A 17639-nucleotide genomic window follows, 5' to 3' on the forward strand; every position below is an offset into this window, starting at 1 on the left:
CGGCATGTGGCTCAAGCCACTGCGCCATCGGCGGTTCTGGCTGTGCGTGTGGCTGGCTGCGGTGGCGACGGTGATCGTGGTCTGCCTGATCCCACCGCCGCCGCTGGCGCTGCCGCAGGGCAGTGACAAGGTAGAGCATTTCCTCGCGTACTTCCTGCTGGGGGGCAGTGCCGTGCAGGTGTTCCAGCGCGGGCGCGCGCTGCTGTGGGTGGCCGTGGGCCTGGTGCTGATGGGGGTCGGCATCGAGATCGCGCAGGGCGCGCTGACCGAAACCCGCATGGCCGATCCGGGCGATGCGCTGGCCAATACCGTCGGGGTGGTGGCTGGCCTCGCCACGGCGCTGACGCCGTGGCGCGACCTGTTGTTGCGCCTGCGCGGCTGATGCCGGACGGGTGGTAGCGCCGAGCCATGCTCGGCGGGCTGCCTGAAGCGCCGCTGCGCTCGCCGAGCATGGCGCGGCGCTACCGGGTCCGCGGCGCTACCGGGCCAGGGTCACTTCGTCCAGCACCCACATCGCCGGACGGGTGTCACCGGTGAAGCTGATGCACAGGTCGCCCTTGCCGGTCACCTGCTTGGGCAATGCCGCCTCCAGGGTGACGAATCCATCGGCACCGGTGCTGGCGGGCAACGGTACTTCGGCCAATGCCGGGCCGGTGCAGTCGCCACGGCGGACCTTCATTTCACCGTGTGGCCGCCTGGCCGCTTCGAACTTGCGCTGCGGTTCGTCGTGGGCCAGCTGGAAGTAGTAAGGAATGCGGCCAGCACGGACCTTCAGCGTGCGGATGCCGGTGAGATCGGCATCGGCCCAGCGCCAGCACGGATTGAAGATGTTGACGTTGAACACCGCGCGGGCACCGTCAGCCGGGCCGTCATCTTCCAGTCGCAGCAGCAGCTGCCCCGGGCCGGGGCAGGTCAGCAGTTCGTCGTCGCGGCGGGTCAGCAGCGACTGTGCGGTGAACGCGGCCACGCTGGGAGCGGCAGCCAGCGGCTGGCCGTTGAAGAACGCGGCAGCGTGCACGGTCACCGGCAGCTGGGCCTGCAGTGGCGCTTCGTACAACGGCGAAGCCGCGGTCACCGGCTGGCCATCGGTGCGATAGCGCACTTCGTAGCCCAGCGGGTTGGCCAGGCTGATCTGCACGTTGCCGGCGCGCCGGTCATCCTGATGCTCGACGGCCACCTCGAACGGCGTCTGTGCATAGGCCAGGCCCCACGCGCGGTAGCGCTGCAGCTGCGTCGGCAGGCGGGCCAGGAAGTCGCGGAAATCACGCTGCTGCACCGGACTCCAGCCGGTCTCGGCCACCGCGGCCAGGCGCGGGAACAGGTTGTGCTGCAGGCGCGCGTAGCTGCGCGTGTGTTCGGTGAACATGTTGGCCTGCAGGCCGAGGATGTGGTGCTGCTTGTCCGCTGCCAGCGTCGCCGGAACCGGTTCGAAGGCGTAGGTGCGGGCCAGTGTGGTGAGCAGCGGACGGCCCGGCGGCTCGTTCGGCGATGAGGTCTGCAGATAGTCCATGTACATGTCGGTGACCGGCGACATCACCACGTCGTGGCCTTCGCTGGCCGCCTTCAGGCCGCCCTCGGTACCGCGCCAGGACATCACCGTGGCCTGCGGCGGCAGGCCGCCTTCGAGGATTTCATCCCAGCCGATCAGGCGCCGGTCGTGCTGTTCCAGGAAGGTTTCCAGCCGCTTGATCAGGTGGCTCTGCATCTGCATTTCATCGCTGGCGCCCAGTTCGCGCATGCGCTGCTGCACACGCGCCGAGGCGATCCACTGGTCCTTTACCGCTTCATCGCCGCCCACGTGCACGTAAGTCGAAGGGAACAGCGCGATGACTTCCTCCAACACGTTTTCAAGGAAGGTGAACGTGCTTTCCTCGGTGTTGAACAGGTTGGGGAACACGCCCCATTCGCTCAGCGGTTGCAGCGGCGTATCCAGTACGCCCAGCTCCGGGTAGGCGGCAATGGCAGCGGTGGCGTGGCCCGGCACGTCGATCTCCGGGATCACCTGGATATGCAGGGCGGCGGCGTAGGCGATGACCTCGCGGATCTGCTGCTGGGTATAGAAGCCGCAGTAGGGACGCGGTGCACCGGTGGCCGGATCGCGGCCACCGTCACCGGCCGGGATGCGGCAGCTGCCGACCTCGGTCAGCTTCGGGTAGCGCTTGATTTCCATGCGCCAACCCTGGTCATCGGTGAGATGCCAGTGGAAGGTATTGAGCTTGTGCGCGGCCATCGCATCGAGCACCTGCTTGATCTCGTCCAGGCTCTGGAAGTGCCGGGCCGAGTCCAACATCAGGCCGCGCCAGCTGAAGCGCGGGGCATCGTCGATGCGCAGTGCCGGCAGGGCACCGTCGGTGTTGCTGGTGAACAGTTGCGACAACGTCGCCGCCCCGTAGAACAGGCCGGCTTCGGTAGCCGCGGCAACGGTCACGCCATCGCCGTTGGAGCGCAGCTGGTAGCCTTCGGCGCCGCTCTTCAGCGCGGTGTCGAGCACGAAGTTGACGCCGTTCTTGCCGTTCCCGTTCTTGACCGGCAGGGTGGGGCCGCCGCTGTCGCGCAACAGCGTGCTGAACTGGCGTGCCACGCGCGTGGCCGCGTCGCCGCGCGCCCACACCGGGGTGCTGGCTTCCACCTTGAAGGGCGCGCCATCGAGGCGTTCCAGGTGGGCCGGTGCGGGAATGAGCGGCAGGCTGCCGTCGCGCAGCAACGGGCCGGGGGCGTTGTCGATGGCCGGTGCATCGGCGGCGCGCGCCAGCGGCGCGATGGCCAGGCACAGCAGCAGCGGGGCCAGGGAGGTGAAGCGCATCAGGTGACTCCTGTGGTGGCGGGGCGCCGGCGTTTGGCCGGTGCCTCCCGTTTTACCGTCCCCATCATGCAACGGGCCCGGATGACCGGGCCCGTTGCGATGGGACATTGCCAGCTGCAGCTTAGAACTTGAAGTGCACCGTGGCCATGTAGCGGCGGCCACTCTTGTACTTGCCGGCCAGGTGCTCCTTGTCGCCCAGGTACTGGAAGTAGGTCTCGTCCAGCAGGTTCTGCGCGTCGATGTTGAGCGACCAGTTCTCGTTGAAGGTGTAGCCGATGCTGGCGCCCAGTTCGGCGTAGTCGTCCACGCTTGCCGGCGCTGCGCCGGCCACGTAGCCGCCTGCCAGGTAGCTGTCACGCCAGTTGTAGGTCAGGCGGGCATTCAGCGGGCCCTTTTCGTAGTATGGGCTGAAGGCCACGGCATTGCGCGACTGGTAGGGCAGCGGATCACCGGTGTTGTTCTCGCCGTTGGCGTAGGTGTAGTTGCCGGTCAGGCCGAAGCCGCTCTCGCCGAAGGGCTGCTGGAAGCTCAGGTTGAAGCCCTTGACGTGGCCACTGCCCGCATTGCGCGGACGCTGGATGCTGTAATCGCAGTAACCATCGGCGGTGCAGCCGTTGGTGCCCACGATGCTGTCCCAGGTCAGCGGCGAGGTATCGCGGATCGAGTTGTACTGGCGCTCGATGGTGGCCGAGGTGTCGATGTAGTTCTCGATCTTCTTGTAGAAGATCGACCACGCCACGACCGCCTGCGGCGCGAAGTAGTACTCGGCCGACGCGTTGAAGTTCCACGACTCATACGGCGACAGGTCGGCGTTGCCGCCCGAACCGGTCAGCTGGGTATCGTTGAGGAAGGTGTTGTTGACCATCTGGTTGTACGGTGCCCAGGCGATCACCTTCGCACCGGAGAAGCGGAATACCCAGTCGCTGTCGGTGTCCCAGGCCAGGCTCACCGAGGGCAGCACGAAGTCTTCCTTCTTGCTCCGGGTCTGCCACTTGCTGTCCAGGTCGGTCAGGGTCGGGGTGCCGCCGTAGACGAAGCCGCTGCCGTCGGTCTTGGAGTCGACGTAGCGCACGCCGACGTTGCCGCGCAGCGGGCCGTTGGAGAAGTTCAACTGCGCATAGGCGGCGTTGTTGGTCTGCTCCAGCGCCCAGCTGTTGTTGAGGTAGCTGGACGGATCCGGGTTGGCGAAGTCCAGCGGGCTGCCCTTGACCCAGGCCAGGACGTTGTCACGGCCCACCTGGATGTGGCGGGACTGGTCGTCACCGAAGCCCTGGATGCCGTCGGTCAGGCCGATGGTGCCCACGTCGGCCAGGGTGCCGGTGCGCACGCCGCCGTAGACGTTGAGCTCGAAGTTTTCTTCGTGCTTGCCGTGGCGCACGCCGAACTGCAGCTGGTTGAACACGCTGTCGAACTGCACGTTGAAGTCCAGCTGCGCGTAGGTGTCCTTGCTGTCGGTGGCGAAGATGCCGTTGTTGCCGAGCCAGCCGCCCGGAGCGCCCCAGTTGGCCGGGTCACGCGCGCCGGCCGGGTCGTCGAAGGTCAGGCCATCGTCGACGCTCCAGCTGTAGGCACCGTTGTAGACCGGTTCGATGAAGTACTGCGCAAGGTTCTTGTTTTCCGACTTGCTCTGGCCGACCTGGCCGTTGACGCCCCAGCCTTCGCCCTTCCAGGCGCCACGCAGGTCCAGGCCCTTGGTGGTGACTTCGGATTCGCGCACGTTGTTGTCATAGATGACGGTGCCGCTGGTGGCATCGGCATTGGCGTTGGAGTGGCCGCTGGTGGCCACGCCGTTGCGCACGCCGCCGAGCTGGTCGATGGCGTTGCGGGTGCCGTCGTTCCAGGTCAGGAAGGAATACATCGACTGGTTGTAGTTGTCGAAGTTCTCCTTGATGTACAGGCCGCTGAGGTTGAACTCGAGGTCTTCGTTCGGCTTGAACTGCAGGTTGACCACGGCGCTGTCGCGCTTGCGCTCCTGCTGGAACCAGGCCGCATTGATCGAGTTCGGCACGTCGACATCGCCGGCCACGCCCGTCGCGTTGGTGAAGCTGCTGGCCTTGGCGTAGCCGAACACTTCAATGCCCTGGCGGTCGATCGCCTCCTCGTAATGCTGCGCGGAAACGGCGATGCCGAACGTTTCGTCGTCGTTCTTCCAGCTGTACAGCGCCGAAGCGTTCGGCTTGCCTTCGCTGGCCTGCTGGCTGTAGCTGTAGCCTACAGAGGCGGCCACTTCGTTCTTCTTCAGGTCCAGCGGTTGGCGGGTGTGCATCAGCACGGTGCCGCCGAGGCTGCCTTCGGTCAGGCGTGCCTCGGAGGACTTGATGATCTCCGCACGGCCGAGAATCTGCGGCGACAGCAGGGTGTAGTCGAAGCCACGGTTTGGCTGTTCGCCATACAGCCAGATCGCCTGCGCGACCGGGTGGCCATCCAGGAAGGACAGGTTGAGGCTGGGATCGGTGCCGTCGATGCTGACCCGCTCGCCCTGGCCGAAGCGGCGGTCCAGGGTGACGCCGGGAATCTGCGACAGCGCTTCAGCGACGTTCGTGCTGGGGAACTTGCCGATGTCCTCGGCGGTGATCGCTTCGGACACACCGACGTTGTTGCGCTTGGTATCCAGCGATTTTTCCAGGCTGGCGCGGATGCCGACCACGGTGATCGTGTCCAGGTCCTGCGGGGTCTGGGTCTGCTGGGCGTGGGCACTGAAGGCCAGGCAGCCGACGATGGCGGCCGAAAGTACGGACTTGCGGGTGTTCATGATGTCTCTCCTCATCACACGAAGTTTCGCCGCGTCGGCGCGTGGTTGTTGCTGTCGTACGACCTCGCCGCGGCCGGCGGGTCGGGTGTTCCGGGTACAGCGTGCTGCGTGTTCCGGGTACCGCGTCGTTCGTTTCAGGCCACCGCGCGCTCCAGCGCGCGGCAGGCTCAGCGGGACTGCTGGCCGAGATACCAGCTGGCCGCGCCGATGACACCCAACTGGCCATGTTCGACCACCTTCACCGGGATCCGCTGCAGCGCTTCGCTCATCGGTCCCTTGTTGAGATAGCGCGCCACGAAGGTGCTGGCGCGCAGGTAATCGCGGATCTTCGGCAGGATGCCGCCGGCCAGGTAGACGCCACCATGGGCGCCGTACAGCAGGGCCATGTCGCCGACGGTGCTGCCGAGCAGGCCGCAGAACACGTCCAGCGCCCTGCGTGCCACTGCGTCGGTGCCCGCGATGGCGGCAGCGGTCACCGCATCGGGGGTGCCCAGCACGGCGGGCTGGTCTTCCAGCGCGCACAGCGCGGTATACAGGTTGATCAGGCCGGGGCCTGACAGCGCATGTTCCACCGACACGTGGGAGCGCGCGCGCAGCATGTGGCGCAGGATCGCCATCTCCAGTTCATCGCTGGCGGCAAGGCTGGCCTGGCCGGCCTCGGTCGCCAGCACCACCGGACCATGCGCGGTCGGAATCCAAAGTGCCGCACCCAGTCCGGTGCCCGGTCCCACCACCAGGGTGGGGCCGATCGGCGCGCTGTCCGGCCCGCACAACTGCAGCACGCCACTTGCATCGACCTGGGCCGCCGCATGGGCCACGGCTTCGAAATCGTTGACGATGTGCACGTGCTGCACGCCGACCTCGGTTTCCAGCTGGCGCGCCGACAGCGGCCAGGGCACGTTCGCGGTGATCACCGTGCCGTCTTCGCGGGCGTAGCCGGCCGTGGCCACCACGCAATGCGCCGGCCGCATGCCGTCGCCGAGGAAGTCGGAAAGAATCGCACCCAGGCCGGGGTGGTCGGCATTGCGGTACTTGCGGTAGTCCAGCACGCGCACCGGATGGGCGGCGTCGCCGCTTGCCTCTACGCGGGCCACCCGGACATGGGTGCCACCGACGTCCGCGGCCAGGAAGCCCGGCGCAGCAGTGGAGAGGACACGGGTGGGTGCGGGATGGCTGGCAGCGGTCACGCGGGCTCCTGCGGAGTGCGGGCCATGATTGACCCGCCGTTGAGCGGAATATGAAGCTGTGTTGACAACGATGTCAACGGCTTCGTGAATTTTTCGTTGCTGCATTGCGGGGAATGATTTCAGGAGAAAACGATTACATGTCTCGTTGGATAGAGCAGGGGGAAAGCCCGCGACGCAGGCGCCCCAAGCATTGGACGTATTCAGCACACGACGCTGATGTCTATGTGGCGATGCAGCAAAAAAAGCGGATGATGATTTTGTGAGTTGACAAAGTCCCCATGCCCGTCGAAAGAATGTGACAACGTTGTTCCCAGCCATTCGTCGACGACGCCCCGCGCGGAGTCGCAGCAGGAGCCTTGCCGATGTCCGCCGTCCACGCTGCAGGTGCGCGTACCAGCGTCACCACGTCCATCGCCATCGTCGGCGTCTTGTTCTTCCTGATCGGCTTCTTCACCTGGCTCAACGGACCGCTGATCACGTTCGTAAAACTGGCCTTCGAGCTCGACGAGGTGGGTGCCTTCCTGGTCCTGATGGTGTTCTACCTGTCCTACTTTTTCCTCGCGCTGCCGTCCTCATGGATACTGCGCCGTACCGGCATGAAAAAGGGCCTGAGCCTGAGCCTGCTGGTGATGGCCGCCGGTGCAGCCACCTTCGGTGAGTTCGCCACCCAACGTTGGTATCCGGGCGCGCTGGGCGGTCTATTCATCATCGGCAGTGGCCTGGCACTGCTGCAGACCGCGATCAATCCCTACATCAGCATCCTGGGGCCGATTGAAACCGCAGCGCGGCGCATTGCGCTGATGGGCATCTGCAACAAGATCGCCGGCATGCTCGCACCGGTGCTGATCGGTACGCTGGTGCTGCATGGCGTGGGCGATCTCTCCACTGCGGTGGAGCAGGCCGACGTGGCAACCCGCGCGGCATTGCTCAACGACTTCGCCGCCAAGATCCATGCGCCTTATCTGGGCATGGCCGGGTTGCTGGTGGTGCTGTCGGTAGCGGTGCTGTTCTCGCCGCTGCCCGAACTGAAGTCTTCCGAGGCCAATGCCGCACCGGCCGGAAAGGGCGGGATCGAGCGCAGCAGCATTTTCCAGTTCCCGCACCTGTGGCTGGGCGTGCTGTGCCTGTTCGTCTATGTGGGCGTGGAAGTCATGGCCGGTGATGCCATCGGCACGTACGGCCATGGATTCGACCTGCCGCTGGACCAGACCAAGATGTTCACCTCGCTTACCTTGGGGGCGATGCTGGTGGGCTACGTGGTGGGCCTGCTGCTGATCCCCCGTTTTGTTTCCCAGTCGCGCTACCTGAGCCTTTCCGCCTCGCTTGGCGTGCTGTTCTGCCTGGGGGCCTACTTCACCCATGGTTATGTGTCGGTCGCCTTCGTGGCACTGCTCGGCTTCGCCAACGCAATGATGTGGCCGGCGATCTTCCCGCTCGCGATCCGCGGCCTGGGACGCTTCACCGAGACCGGCTCGGCGCTGCTGGTGATGGGCATCGCCGGCGGTGCGATCATTCCGCAGGCCTTTGCCGTGCTCAAGCAGCATGTCGACTTCCAGTTGGTGTTCCTGCTGCTGATGGTCCCGTGCTACCTGTACATCCTGTTCTATTCGACCATCGGGCACCGCGCGGGCCTGCCACGCGACGCCGCCTGATCGGCGATCATGGACGCCACGGATCAACCGCGGGGAACGGCAATGCGCAGAGCCACCATCAAGGACGTCGCCGAGAAGGCCAAGGTCTCGCTGAAGACCGTGTCGCGCGTCATCAACAACGAGCCATCGGTGATGCAGGCCACCCGTGCGCGGGTGCTGCGTGCGGTGGCCGAGCTGGATTACGAGCCGGATCCCTCGGCGCGCAACCTGCGCAGCGGTACCACCTTCGTGGTCGGGCTGGTGTATGACAATCCCAACCCGTACCACATCATCGGCGTGCAGAACGGCGTGCTGGCGGCCTGCCGCGAGACCGGCTTCGGGCTGCAGATCCACCCCTGCGATTCCAGCTCGCCACTGCTGGCCGAAGAGCTGGCCGACTGGGTGCAGCGCTCGAGGTTGGCCGGGCTGGTGCTGACCGCACCGATGTCCGAGCGCCGCGACCTGGTGCAGGCATTGACCGCGCGCGGCATCAAGCTGGTGCGCATCATCGCCGCTACCGAAGATCCCGCCGACGGGGCCTGTGTGTTCGTCGACGACCGCGAGGCCGCCTACGAGGTCACCGAGCACCTGATCCAGCTTGGGCACCAGCGCATCGGCTTCCTGTGGGGCGGCAGTTCACACCGCTCATCGGTGGAGCGCCATGCCGGCTACGAAGCGGCGCTGAAGGACTACGGCATGACCGTGGACAAGCACCTGGTGGTGCAGGGCGATTACACCTTCGACGATGGTTTCCGCGGCGCACGGCGCCTGTTGGCGCTGCGCGAGCCGCCGACCGCCATCTTCGGTTCCAACGATGAAATCGCCGCCGGCGTGCTGGCCGCCGCCAAGTCGGCCGGCATGAACGTGCCCTACGACCTGTCCATCGCCGGCTTCGAGGACAGTCCGTTCTCACGCCAGTCCTGGCCGCCGTTGACCACCGCCAAGCAGGCTACCGAAGACATCGCCCGGCATGCCGCGCGCCTGCTCATCGCACAGCTGCGCAGCGATGCGTATGACGATGCGCCGTCGCCGCTGCACAACCAGGGCTTCGTGCCACAGCTGGTGGTGCGTGGTTCTACCGCACCGATGCGACCGGCCGCCGCGCGCGCCCTTCCTTCCGATCCTCCTTGAGTACCTCCATGACCTTGCCAGCCCCTGCCGACACGTTGATGTTCCGCGAAGCCGCCGAGGCGGCCGATGTCATCGCGGCCCAGTTCGCGCGCAACCACGGCGTGATGGAAACGCTGGCTGCCAGCCTGCGCGCGGTGCCGCCGCCATTCGTGGTGACCTGCGCGCGCGGCAGTTCGGACCATGCGGCGACCTATGCCAAGTACCTGCTGGAGACCCAGCTGGGGCTGGTGGTAGCGTCGGCCTCGCCATCGGTGGGATCGGTATACGCCGCGCCGCTGCAGCTGCGCGGAGCGTTGTTCATCGTGATTTCCCAGTCCGGCAAGAGCCCGGACCTGCTGCGCAACGCCGAAGCGGCCAAAGCTGCCGGCGCGCGCGTGGTGGCGCTGGTGAACGTGGAAGATTCGCCGTTGGCGCAGCTGGCCGATACGGTGATCCCGCTGCACGCCGGGGCCGAACGCAGCGTAGCGGCGACCAAGAGCTATCTCGCTTCGCTGGCCGCGTTGCTGCAACTGGCTGCTTACTGGAAGCAGGACAGCGCGCTGCGTGCGGCGCTGGACGCGCTGCCGGCGGCATTGCGCGAGGCCTGGCAGGCGGACTGGAGTACGGTGACCGAAGGCCTGGTAGAAGCCAGTAACCTGTTCGTGCTGGGTCGTGGCCTTGGCCTTGGCGCGGCCCAGGAAGCAGCGCTGAAGTTCAAGGAAACCTGCGGCCTGCACGCCGAGGCGTACAGCTCGGCCGAGGTCAAGCACGGGCCGATGGCGCTGGTCGGACCGGGCTTCCCGGTGCTGGCCTTCGCCCAGCCCGATGAAACAGGCGCCGGCACGCGCGCGGTGGCCGATGAGTTCGCCGCGCGCGGCGCGCAGGTCTGGCTGGCGGGCGCCGGCGGTGACCTGCCGTTGGCCGCCGCGCCGCATCCCCTGTGCGCACCGCTGCTGACGGTGCAGAGCTTCTACCGCGCGATCAACGCGCTGGCGCTGCGTCGCGGGCACAACCCCGACCTGCCGCCGCACCTGAACAAGGTCACGGAGACCGTCTGATGAAGCAAGTGCTGCGCAATGCCCGGATGCTGGTGGGCGAGGACTTCCGCGATGACCTCGCGGTGGTGATCGAAGGTGGCCGCATCAGTGCGGTGCTGCCCGACGCGGCACCGCAACTGGGCCAAGCCGACGAACAGGTGGACCTGCGTGGCGGCTGGCTGCTGCCGGGCTTCATCGACGTGCAGGTCAACGGTGGCGGCGGCGCGCTGTTCAACAACACGCCGGACGTGGCGACCCTGCGCACCATCGCCGCGGCACATCGCCGCTTCGGTACCACCGCGCTGCTGCCGACGCTGATCAGCGATGACCTGCAGGTGATGCGCGCGGCGATCACCGCCACCCACGATGCCATCGCGCAATCGGTGCCCGGGGTGATCGGCATCCACCTGGAAGGCCCGTACATCGCGCCAGCGCGCAAAGGCACGCACGACGCCAGCAAGTTCCGCGTGCCGGATGCCGATGAAATCGCACTGGCGGCGTCACTGGACAATGGCGTGACCCTGCTGACGCTGGCGCCGGAACGGGTGCCGCTGGAGACCATCCGCGCGCTGGTGGAGCGTGGCGTCATCGTGGCGGCCGGGCATACCGCAGCGACCTATGAGGAAGTGCGTGCCGGGCTGGATGCCGGTATCCGCGGCTTCACCCACCTGTACAACGCGATGTCACCGCTGCAGGGCCGCGAACCGGGTGCGGTGGGCGCCGCGCTGGAAGACCGCGACAGCTGGGTCGGTATCATCGTCGATGGCGTGCACGTGCATCCGGGCAGCCTGCGCGTGGCGCTTGCCGCCAAGCCGCGCGGCCGCCTGCTGCTGGTGACCGATGCGATGCCGCCGGTCGGTGCGGATGACCCCAGCTACGAGCTGTACGGGGAGATCATCACCGCCGTCGACGGAGTGGTACGCAATGCCGCCGGTTCACTGGCCGGTTCCGCGCTGGACATGGCCACGGCGGTGCGCAACACCGTCCAGCTGCTCGGCCAACCACTGGCCGAAGCCGCACGCATGGCCTCGACGTACCCTGCGCGCTTCCTCAACGTGGATGACCGACTGGGTCATATCGCCGATGGCTTTCAGGCCGATCTGGTGCTGCTGGACGATGCCCTGCAGGTGCGTGGCACCTGGATTGCCGGACAGTACGAAGCGGCATGAGCACGACGGCCGGCGCACGCCTGGCGTCGATCGATGCGCTGCGCGGGCTCACCGTGGCGGCGATGCTGCTGGTGAACAACCCGGGCGACTGGGGTCATGTGCATGCGCCGCTGCTGCATGCGGCATGGCATGGCTGCACGCCGACTGACCTGGTGTTCCCGTTCTTCCTGTTCCTGGTCGGTGTGTCGATGGCGTTCAGCGTGGTGCCGCGTGCAGCGGATGCGGCGGCACGGCCTGCGTTGGCGCGCGGCGTGCTGACCCGCGCGCTGCGGATCCTGCTGGCCGGCCTGCTGCTGCACGCGCTCGCGTGGTGGCTGCTGGAGCTGCCGCACTACCGCCTGTGGGGCGTTCTGCAGCGCATCGCGGTGTGCTCGGCGCTGGTGGGGCTGCTGGCGGTGTACATGCGCCAGCCGCTGCAGTGGGCGGCCCTGGTGCTGCTGCTTGCAGGCTATTCCGGTCTGCTGCTGGGCGCCGATACGCTGGCGCCACTGCTCAACCCGGTGAGCCGGCTGGACACCGCGCTGTTTGCCCCGTGGATCTACCAGTACGACGCGGCGACCGGACTGGGTCACGATCCGGAAGGACTGATGAGCACGCTGGGTGCGCTGGCGACCACGCTGCTGGGGCTGCTGACGGGGCAGCAGCTGCGTGCCGGCCGGGCGCTGCGGCTGGCCGCCAGCGGCGCGCTGCTGCTGGCGGTCGGCTTGGCAGCAGCGATGTGGCTGCCACTCAACAAGAATCTGTGGACGCCGCCCTATGTGCTCTGGACGGGGGGCCTGGCGATCATGGCCCTGCTTGCTGCGCATCGGCTGATCGACCAACGCCGCTGGCCTGCGCTGGGCCGGCGCTTCGGCGTGAATGCCATCACCGTCTACCTCGGCGCATCGGTGATGTCTGTGCTGCTGGGCGCCAGTGGGCTCTGGCAGGCGGCCTGGAACGCTGCCGCTGGGGTAATGCCGACGCAGCTGGCCACGGCCTCGCTGCTGATTGCAGTGTCCTTCGTCGCTGCATGGTGGGCGGTGGCATGGTGGCTGGACGCACGCCGCATTTACCTGAAGATCTGAACCTGTTAAGTCATGTGCGCAGTGCGTGAGCCCAACGCTTGTTCACATCCGTTGGGTGAATTGCATCACATTTAAAATGTGGAAAATACGTAGAACCCGATGGCAGACTGCAGCTGCAGGGCGCTTTGACGGCACCTGACGCAGGGGACATTCCGGAAAACCGCCGCATCCAGGCGGGCACGGGAAGGGCGTCAAGGTCGGCACGTTCAGTGGCATTTCGTTTCTTCCGATCATGATGATGGAGAACGTCGCGTGCACCGTCCCGTACCTTCCCGGCTTGCATTCAGCATCTCAGATCTCCTCCACGCGCGTGCCATCGCAGGCACCGCGCTGCTGGTGGCCACCCTGAACGTCAGTGCCGACTGCATCACCACCGGCGCCAGCACGGTCTGCGACGCGACCCCGCCCACGCCGTGGACCAGCACGCTGGGCACCGGCAGGGCCGCCACCGCAAGCGGCTCGGTACGGCTGCAGACCGGTGCCGTGGTCGACGTGGGCAGCGCCGATGCCGTGGTGATGGGCGATGGTGACGACCTGGTCGACCTCTCCGGGACCATCATCGGCAACGTCGCGCAGGGCGGCGGCAACGACACCGCCCTCCTGCGTAGCGGCGGCAGCATCGGCGGCACGCTGGCGCAGGGCGCCGGCAACGACCGGCTGGAGGTGCAGGGCGGCACCGTGACAGGCGCGGCTACCCAGGGCAGCGGTGACGATGTGGCGATGGTCAGTGCGGGCAGCCTCGCCTCGCTGGACCAGGGCGACGGTGCCGACAGCCTGCAGGTCAGCGGTGGCAGCATCACCGGCACCGTGCAGCAGGGCAACGGCATCGACAGCTTCCTGATGACCGATGGCAGTATCGGGGCGCTGCTGCAGGGGGACAATTTCGATTACTTCCGCATGACCGGCGGCCGCATCGTCGGTGCGTTCGAAGATGGCGACTACGCGGAAATGACCGGCGGGCGCATCGGCCGGGTGAACATGAAGCTGGACAACAACGTGTTCGACATGTCCGGCGGCACCATCGATGGCAACCTGGTGACCGGCTTCGGCCGCGACACGATCATCCTGTCCGATGGCTACATCGGCGGCAACATCAGTGTCAGTGGCGGCGATGACAGCGTGACCCTTACCGGGGGCACGGTGCGCGGCGAAATCCGCATGAGCGTGGGCAACGACACCCTGGACTGGAGCGGCGGCGGGGTAGTGCACGATCTCATCGACATGGGCGAGGGCGATGACACCGCGCGGCTGTCCGACCTCAACGAAGCGCACCTGGGCGCGGTGCCGCGGCTGGATGGCGGCAGCGGCACCGACGCGCTGGCGATGGACAACGTCAAGACCACCGCCGTAGCGCGCTACACCGGCTGGGAACGCATCACGCTGGCCAACGACAGCCAGATGACCTTCGATGGCACGTTGGTGCTGGGCGATGCGGGTACCGCCACCGGGACGCTGCATATCCATGCCACCAGTGCCTTGTTTGCCAGCGGGGCGAACGGGGTGTCCGCCTTCACTGCCGGGTCGCTGGCCAGCGTGCTCAATGCCGGGCGGATCGACATGAGCAGCAATGATGCGGCCGGCGATGTGTTCACCATCAACGGCAACTACGCCGGCAACGGCGGTGGCCTGTACCTCAACACCGTGCTCGGCGATGACAGCTCGGCCAGTGACCGCCTGGTGATCTCCGGTGGCGCCGGTACCGGCACCACCGGCATCGGCGTGATCAACGCCGGCGGCGGCGGCGGGGAGACGATCGCCGATGGCATCCTGCTGGTGCAGGCGGGCAACGGCGCCACCACCAGTGCGGATGCGTTCGCGCTGTTCTCGCCGCTGGCTGCCGGTGCCTACGAGTACTTCCTGTTCAAGGGCGGGGTCAGCGGCGGCACCGCTGAAAACTGGTACCTGCGCTCGACCCTCGTGGCCAGCGCGGATCCTGCGCCGGCGCCTGCGCCGACCACGCCATCGTTGCCCGAGCCGGCCCCGCCGGAAGACCTTGGCACGCCGCCGCCGGTGTTGCCGCCGGCGCCGCCGCCGCCGCCGGATGTGCCGGTCGATCCGGGTGCGCCGGATCGGGACCCGGTGGCGCCCGAGCCGGCACCGCCGGCGCCACCAGCGGAGCCGGAACCGGCAGACCCGCCGATCATCACCCCGCCGCCGCCGGTACCCGATGAGGTCGCCGTGGTGCCCGGCCCGCTGGCCACCCCGCCCACGCCCGGCGCACGCCCGTCGCAGGCCGCAGTGACCCCGATCTACCGGCTGGAAACACCGGCGTATACGGTGGTTCCGTCGCTGCTGCGCACGGTGTCGCAGGCCTCGCTGGGTACCTTCCACGAGCGCCAGGGCGAACAGCGCCTGCTGGCGGGCGAGGGCGTGGCCCGCGCCGCCTGGGGCCGTCTGATCGGCAGCAGCGAGGAGCAGCACTGGAATGGCGATGCGCTGACCGGCTTCGACGGCGACCTGCAGGGACTGCAGGCCGGCCTCGACCTGCATGCCAGCGACGGCGGCACCCTCCGCAGCCAGTGGGGCGTGTTCGTCGGCCGCACCCGCGCCACCGGACGCATCACCGGCCTGGCGCTGGGCTGGGAGAACGTGCACGTGGGCCAGACCCGGCTGGATGACAAGCACGTGGGCCTGAGCTGGACCGGCGTCGGCACCGCCGGCGGCTACCTGGATGCGGTGGTGATGCAGAGCCGTTACCGCGGACAGGCGTGGTCCACCCGTGGGCTGGGCATCGACGTCCGCGGCGATGGCACCAGTGCCTCGCTTGAGGCGGGCAAGCCGCTGCTGCGCCTTGGGCAGTCGTCGTGGTGGCTGGAACCGCAGCTTCAGGTCATCTGGCAGCGGCAGTCACTGGACGATGCGGCCGATGCGGTGGCAGCAATCCGCTTCGACGCCGACAACGCCTGGACCGGCCGCATCGGACTGCGCCTGGCCGGTGATTTCGGACTGGCGGACAACGGCTGGCAGCCGTATTTCAAGCTCAATTACTGGAAGACGCTGGACGGCGACAACCGCGTGGACTTCGGCAGCAACCGCATCGTAGCGGGGCAGGAGACCAGCGCGTGGGAAGTCGGCGTGGGCCTGGTGGGGCGCTTCAACCGCAACGTGAGCGCGTACGCGGTGGCTGATTACACGCGTGACCTGGAAGACCGCAATCGCGAACGCAGGAGCGTGGAGGGGAACATCGGCCTGCGCTTGGATTGGTGAGGCACTCCGTCCCGGGCGCTGCGGGATCCCCCGGCCATCGCGGTCCCGCCCTGCGTTCACGTATCATCCGGCTTCCTCTACAGGGATGTAGCGCGATGGCCGGTGGGCGTGCGTGGGTGGTTGCGATGATGCTGGTAACTGCCGCCGCACAGGCGGTGGATCTTCCTTCCGCCGAATCACAGGCGAAGATGCTTGACCTGATGGAGCAGCGGGCGCTGTACCGCGAGGCCGTGGACTGGGAGGTCGTGCGCAACGATATCGCCCGCGCTCACGGTGATCCCGCACGGGTGCGCTCATTGCTGGATGCCGCCATCCAACGCAGCTCCAAGGGCCATGGACGCTGGGTATCGGCAGGCACCCCCCAGGTTCCCGCGCAGCGCAACGCGGTTCCCGGAGCAGGCACCGCTGCGGGGCGCGGCGGCCTGCCCGCCACGCTGGATCGCCGGATCGGCTGGGTGGCGGTCGATCGCTTTTCCCCCACCGTGGCCAGCTCCCCGGCAGAGCAGGCCCGGCAGTCGGTACAGCGGGCGGTGGACTTGCAGCGGCGCGTGCGCGATGCCGATTCCAGCCCGCGCTGTGGCTGGATCGTCGACCTGCGCAGCAACAGCGGCGGCAACATGTGGCCGATGCTGCTGGGCGTGGAGCCACTGCTGCGGATCCCTGGCGATGGCATCCAGGTGCTCGGCATGCTGCGGGGCGCGGGACCGAATGTGCCGTGGGAATCACACGACGGCACCCTGATGGTGAAAGGCCGGCCGATGTTGGGATTCGGCCAGGCTGGATATCGCCTGCGTGAGCCGGGGGCGCCGGTGGCGGTGCTGCTGGGAGAACGTACGGCCAGTTCCGGGGAAGCCACGGCGTTGGCCTTTCGTGGGCGCCCGGATTCGCGCAGCTTCGGCGCAGCGACCGCCGGCTTTGCCACCTCCAATTCCTCCATTCGCCTGCCCGATGGCACTCTATTCCTGCTGACCGACACGCTGATGGCCGACCGCAACGGCGTGGGCGATGGTGGACCGATCGTGCCCGACCAGATCACCGACGGCGATGCCGCGACGCTGGCCGCGGCCCAGCGTTGGCTGCTCTCGCAGCCGGGCTGCGTCGCACAGGCCAAGGCCGTCCCGCGTGCCGGGTGAGGTCATCGGCGAAGGGCTGCGCCAGTCCACAGGATGACAACGTCACGGCCTGTTAAAGTCGCCGTATCGATCACGCGTGCCAGCACGCAACCAGGAGTAACCGTGGAAGCCGAAGCCCCCTTTGAACCGCTGAACGATCTGGAAGTGCGCCTGGTGCAGGCGCAGGACGGCACCCTGCAGGCGCCGGCCTTCCTGGACAGCCTGCTGGGCGACCAGGTGTTCGTGCTGCTGGACAAGCCGGTCGGCCCGGACGCGGACTGGGATGAATCGATCAATCCGCTGGTGTTGACCAGCGAAGCGGACGAGCCGATGTTTGCGATCTTCTCCGCCGTTGAACGTGCCAGCGCGTGGAGCGAGCAGTTGCCGCAGTTCGAGAACGCCCTGCAGGTGGAAGTGCGCTGGCTGCTGAGCGCGATTTCCGATGGCGTCGGCATCGTGCTCAATCCCGGGTTCGACCTGGGCATGGAGATGATCCCTGATGCAGTGGTGCAGCTGAAGCAGCGCGCCGACGCGTTCACCCGCGGCGAAGCTCGCTGAGGATCGCCG

General features: G+C 67.3%; 12 protein-coding genes. 9 read left to right on the top strand and 3 right to left on the bottom strand.

The genetic code is table 11. The features are described from left to right. Positions 1 to 4: 4 nt before the first annotated feature. Entirely contained in the window at positions 5 to 382 is a 378-nt protein-coding gene (locus IFT63_RS00545; RefSeq protein ID WP_042614166.1) for a membrane protein, read from the top strand. Between the two features lie 96 nt (positions 383 to 478). Here IFT63_RS00545 and IFT63_RS00550 read toward each other — a convergent pair whose 3' ends face one another. The 3 genes from IFT63_RS00550 to IFT63_RS00560 form a co-directional block, all read right to left on the bottom strand. Beyond that, positions 479 to 2803 (bottom strand): family 20 glycosylhydrolase, encoded by a 2325-nt coding sequence (locus IFT63_RS00550; protein ID WP_192082904.1) that lies wholly within the window; start codon positions 2801 to 2803, stop codon positions 479 to 481. Positions 2804 to 2924: 121 nt separating this feature from the next. Further along, positions 2925 to 5555, bottom strand: coding sequence for a TonB-dependent receptor (locus IFT63_RS00555; protein WP_182657315.1), 2631 nt, complete (start codon positions 5553 to 5555; stop codon positions 2925 to 2927). A gap of 167 nt (positions 5556 to 5722) precedes the next feature. Beyond that, positions 5723 to 6742, bottom strand: coding sequence for a glucokinase family protein (locus IFT63_RS00560; protein ID WP_042614155.1), 1020 nt, complete (start codon positions 6740 to 6742; stop codon positions 5723 to 5725). A gap of 362 nt (positions 6743 to 7104) precedes the next feature. On the opposite strand from IFT63_RS00560, the gene IFT63_RS00565 reads away from it, so the two are divergent. The 8 genes from IFT63_RS00565 to IFT63_RS00600 all read left to right on the top strand — a co-directional run bounded on the left by IFT63_RS00565 (position 7105) and on the right by IFT63_RS00600 (position 17630). Then, positions 7105 to 8394 carry a sugar MFS transporter gene (locus tag IFT63_RS00565; protein WP_042614154.1) on the top strand — a complete coding sequence of 430 codons (1290 nt, stop codon included), beginning with the start codon at positions 7105 to 7107 and terminating at the stop codon, positions 8392 to 8394. A 42-nt stretch (positions 8395 to 8436) separates the two neighbouring features. Further along, positions 8437 to 9504: a LacI family DNA-binding transcriptional regulator gene (locus IFT63_RS00570; protein ID WP_042614153.1), complete on the top strand. Its 1068-nt coding sequence runs from the start codon at positions 8437 to 8439 to the stop codon at positions 9502 to 9504. 8 nt (positions 9505 to 9512) lie between these two features. Then, positions 9513 to 10541 (top strand): SIS domain-containing protein, encoded by a 1029-nt coding sequence (locus IFT63_RS00575; protein ID WP_192082905.1) that lies wholly within the window; start codon positions 9513 to 9515, stop codon positions 10539 to 10541. Next, entirely contained in the window at positions 10541 to 11689 is a 1149-nt protein-coding gene (gene nagA, locus IFT63_RS00580; protein ID WP_192082906.1) for an N-acetylglucosamine-6-phosphate deacetylase, read from the top strand. Before IFT63_RS00575 ends, nagA begins: the two co-directional genes overlap by 1 nt. After that, positions 11686 to 12753: a heparan-alpha-glucosaminide N-acetyltransferase domain-containing protein gene (locus tag IFT63_RS00585; protein ID WP_192082907.1), complete on the top strand. Its 1068-nt coding sequence runs from the start codon at positions 11686 to 11688 to the stop codon at positions 12751 to 12753. The genes nagA and IFT63_RS00585 overlap by 4 nt, the downstream gene beginning before the upstream one ends. 252 nt (positions 12754 to 13005) lie before the next feature. After that, positions 13006 to 15960 carry an autotransporter outer membrane beta-barrel domain-containing protein gene (locus tag IFT63_RS00590; protein WP_342450377.1) on the top strand — a complete coding sequence of 985 codons (2955 nt, stop codon included), beginning with the start codon at positions 13006 to 13008 and terminating at the stop codon, positions 15958 to 15960. A gap of 125 nt (positions 15961 to 16085) precedes the next feature. After that, positions 16086 to 17093 carry a S41 family peptidase gene (locus IFT63_RS00595; RefSeq protein WP_192082908.1) on the top strand — a complete coding sequence of 336 codons (1008 nt, stop codon included), beginning with the start codon at positions 16086 to 16088 and terminating at the stop codon, positions 17091 to 17093. Between the two features lie 102 nt (positions 17094 to 17195). Next, positions 17196 to 17630 (top strand): SseB family protein, encoded by a 435-nt coding sequence (locus tag IFT63_RS00600; protein ID WP_042614147.1) that lies wholly within the window; start codon positions 17196 to 17198, stop codon positions 17628 to 17630. Positions 17631 to 17639: the final 9 nt, after the last annotated feature.

The sequence above is a fragment of the Stenotrophomonas sp. CFBP 13724 genome (assembly GCF_014841975.1).
GTDB lineage: Bacteria > Pseudomonadota > Gammaproteobacteria > Xanthomonadales > Xanthomonadaceae > Stenotrophomonas > Stenotrophomonas lacuserhaii.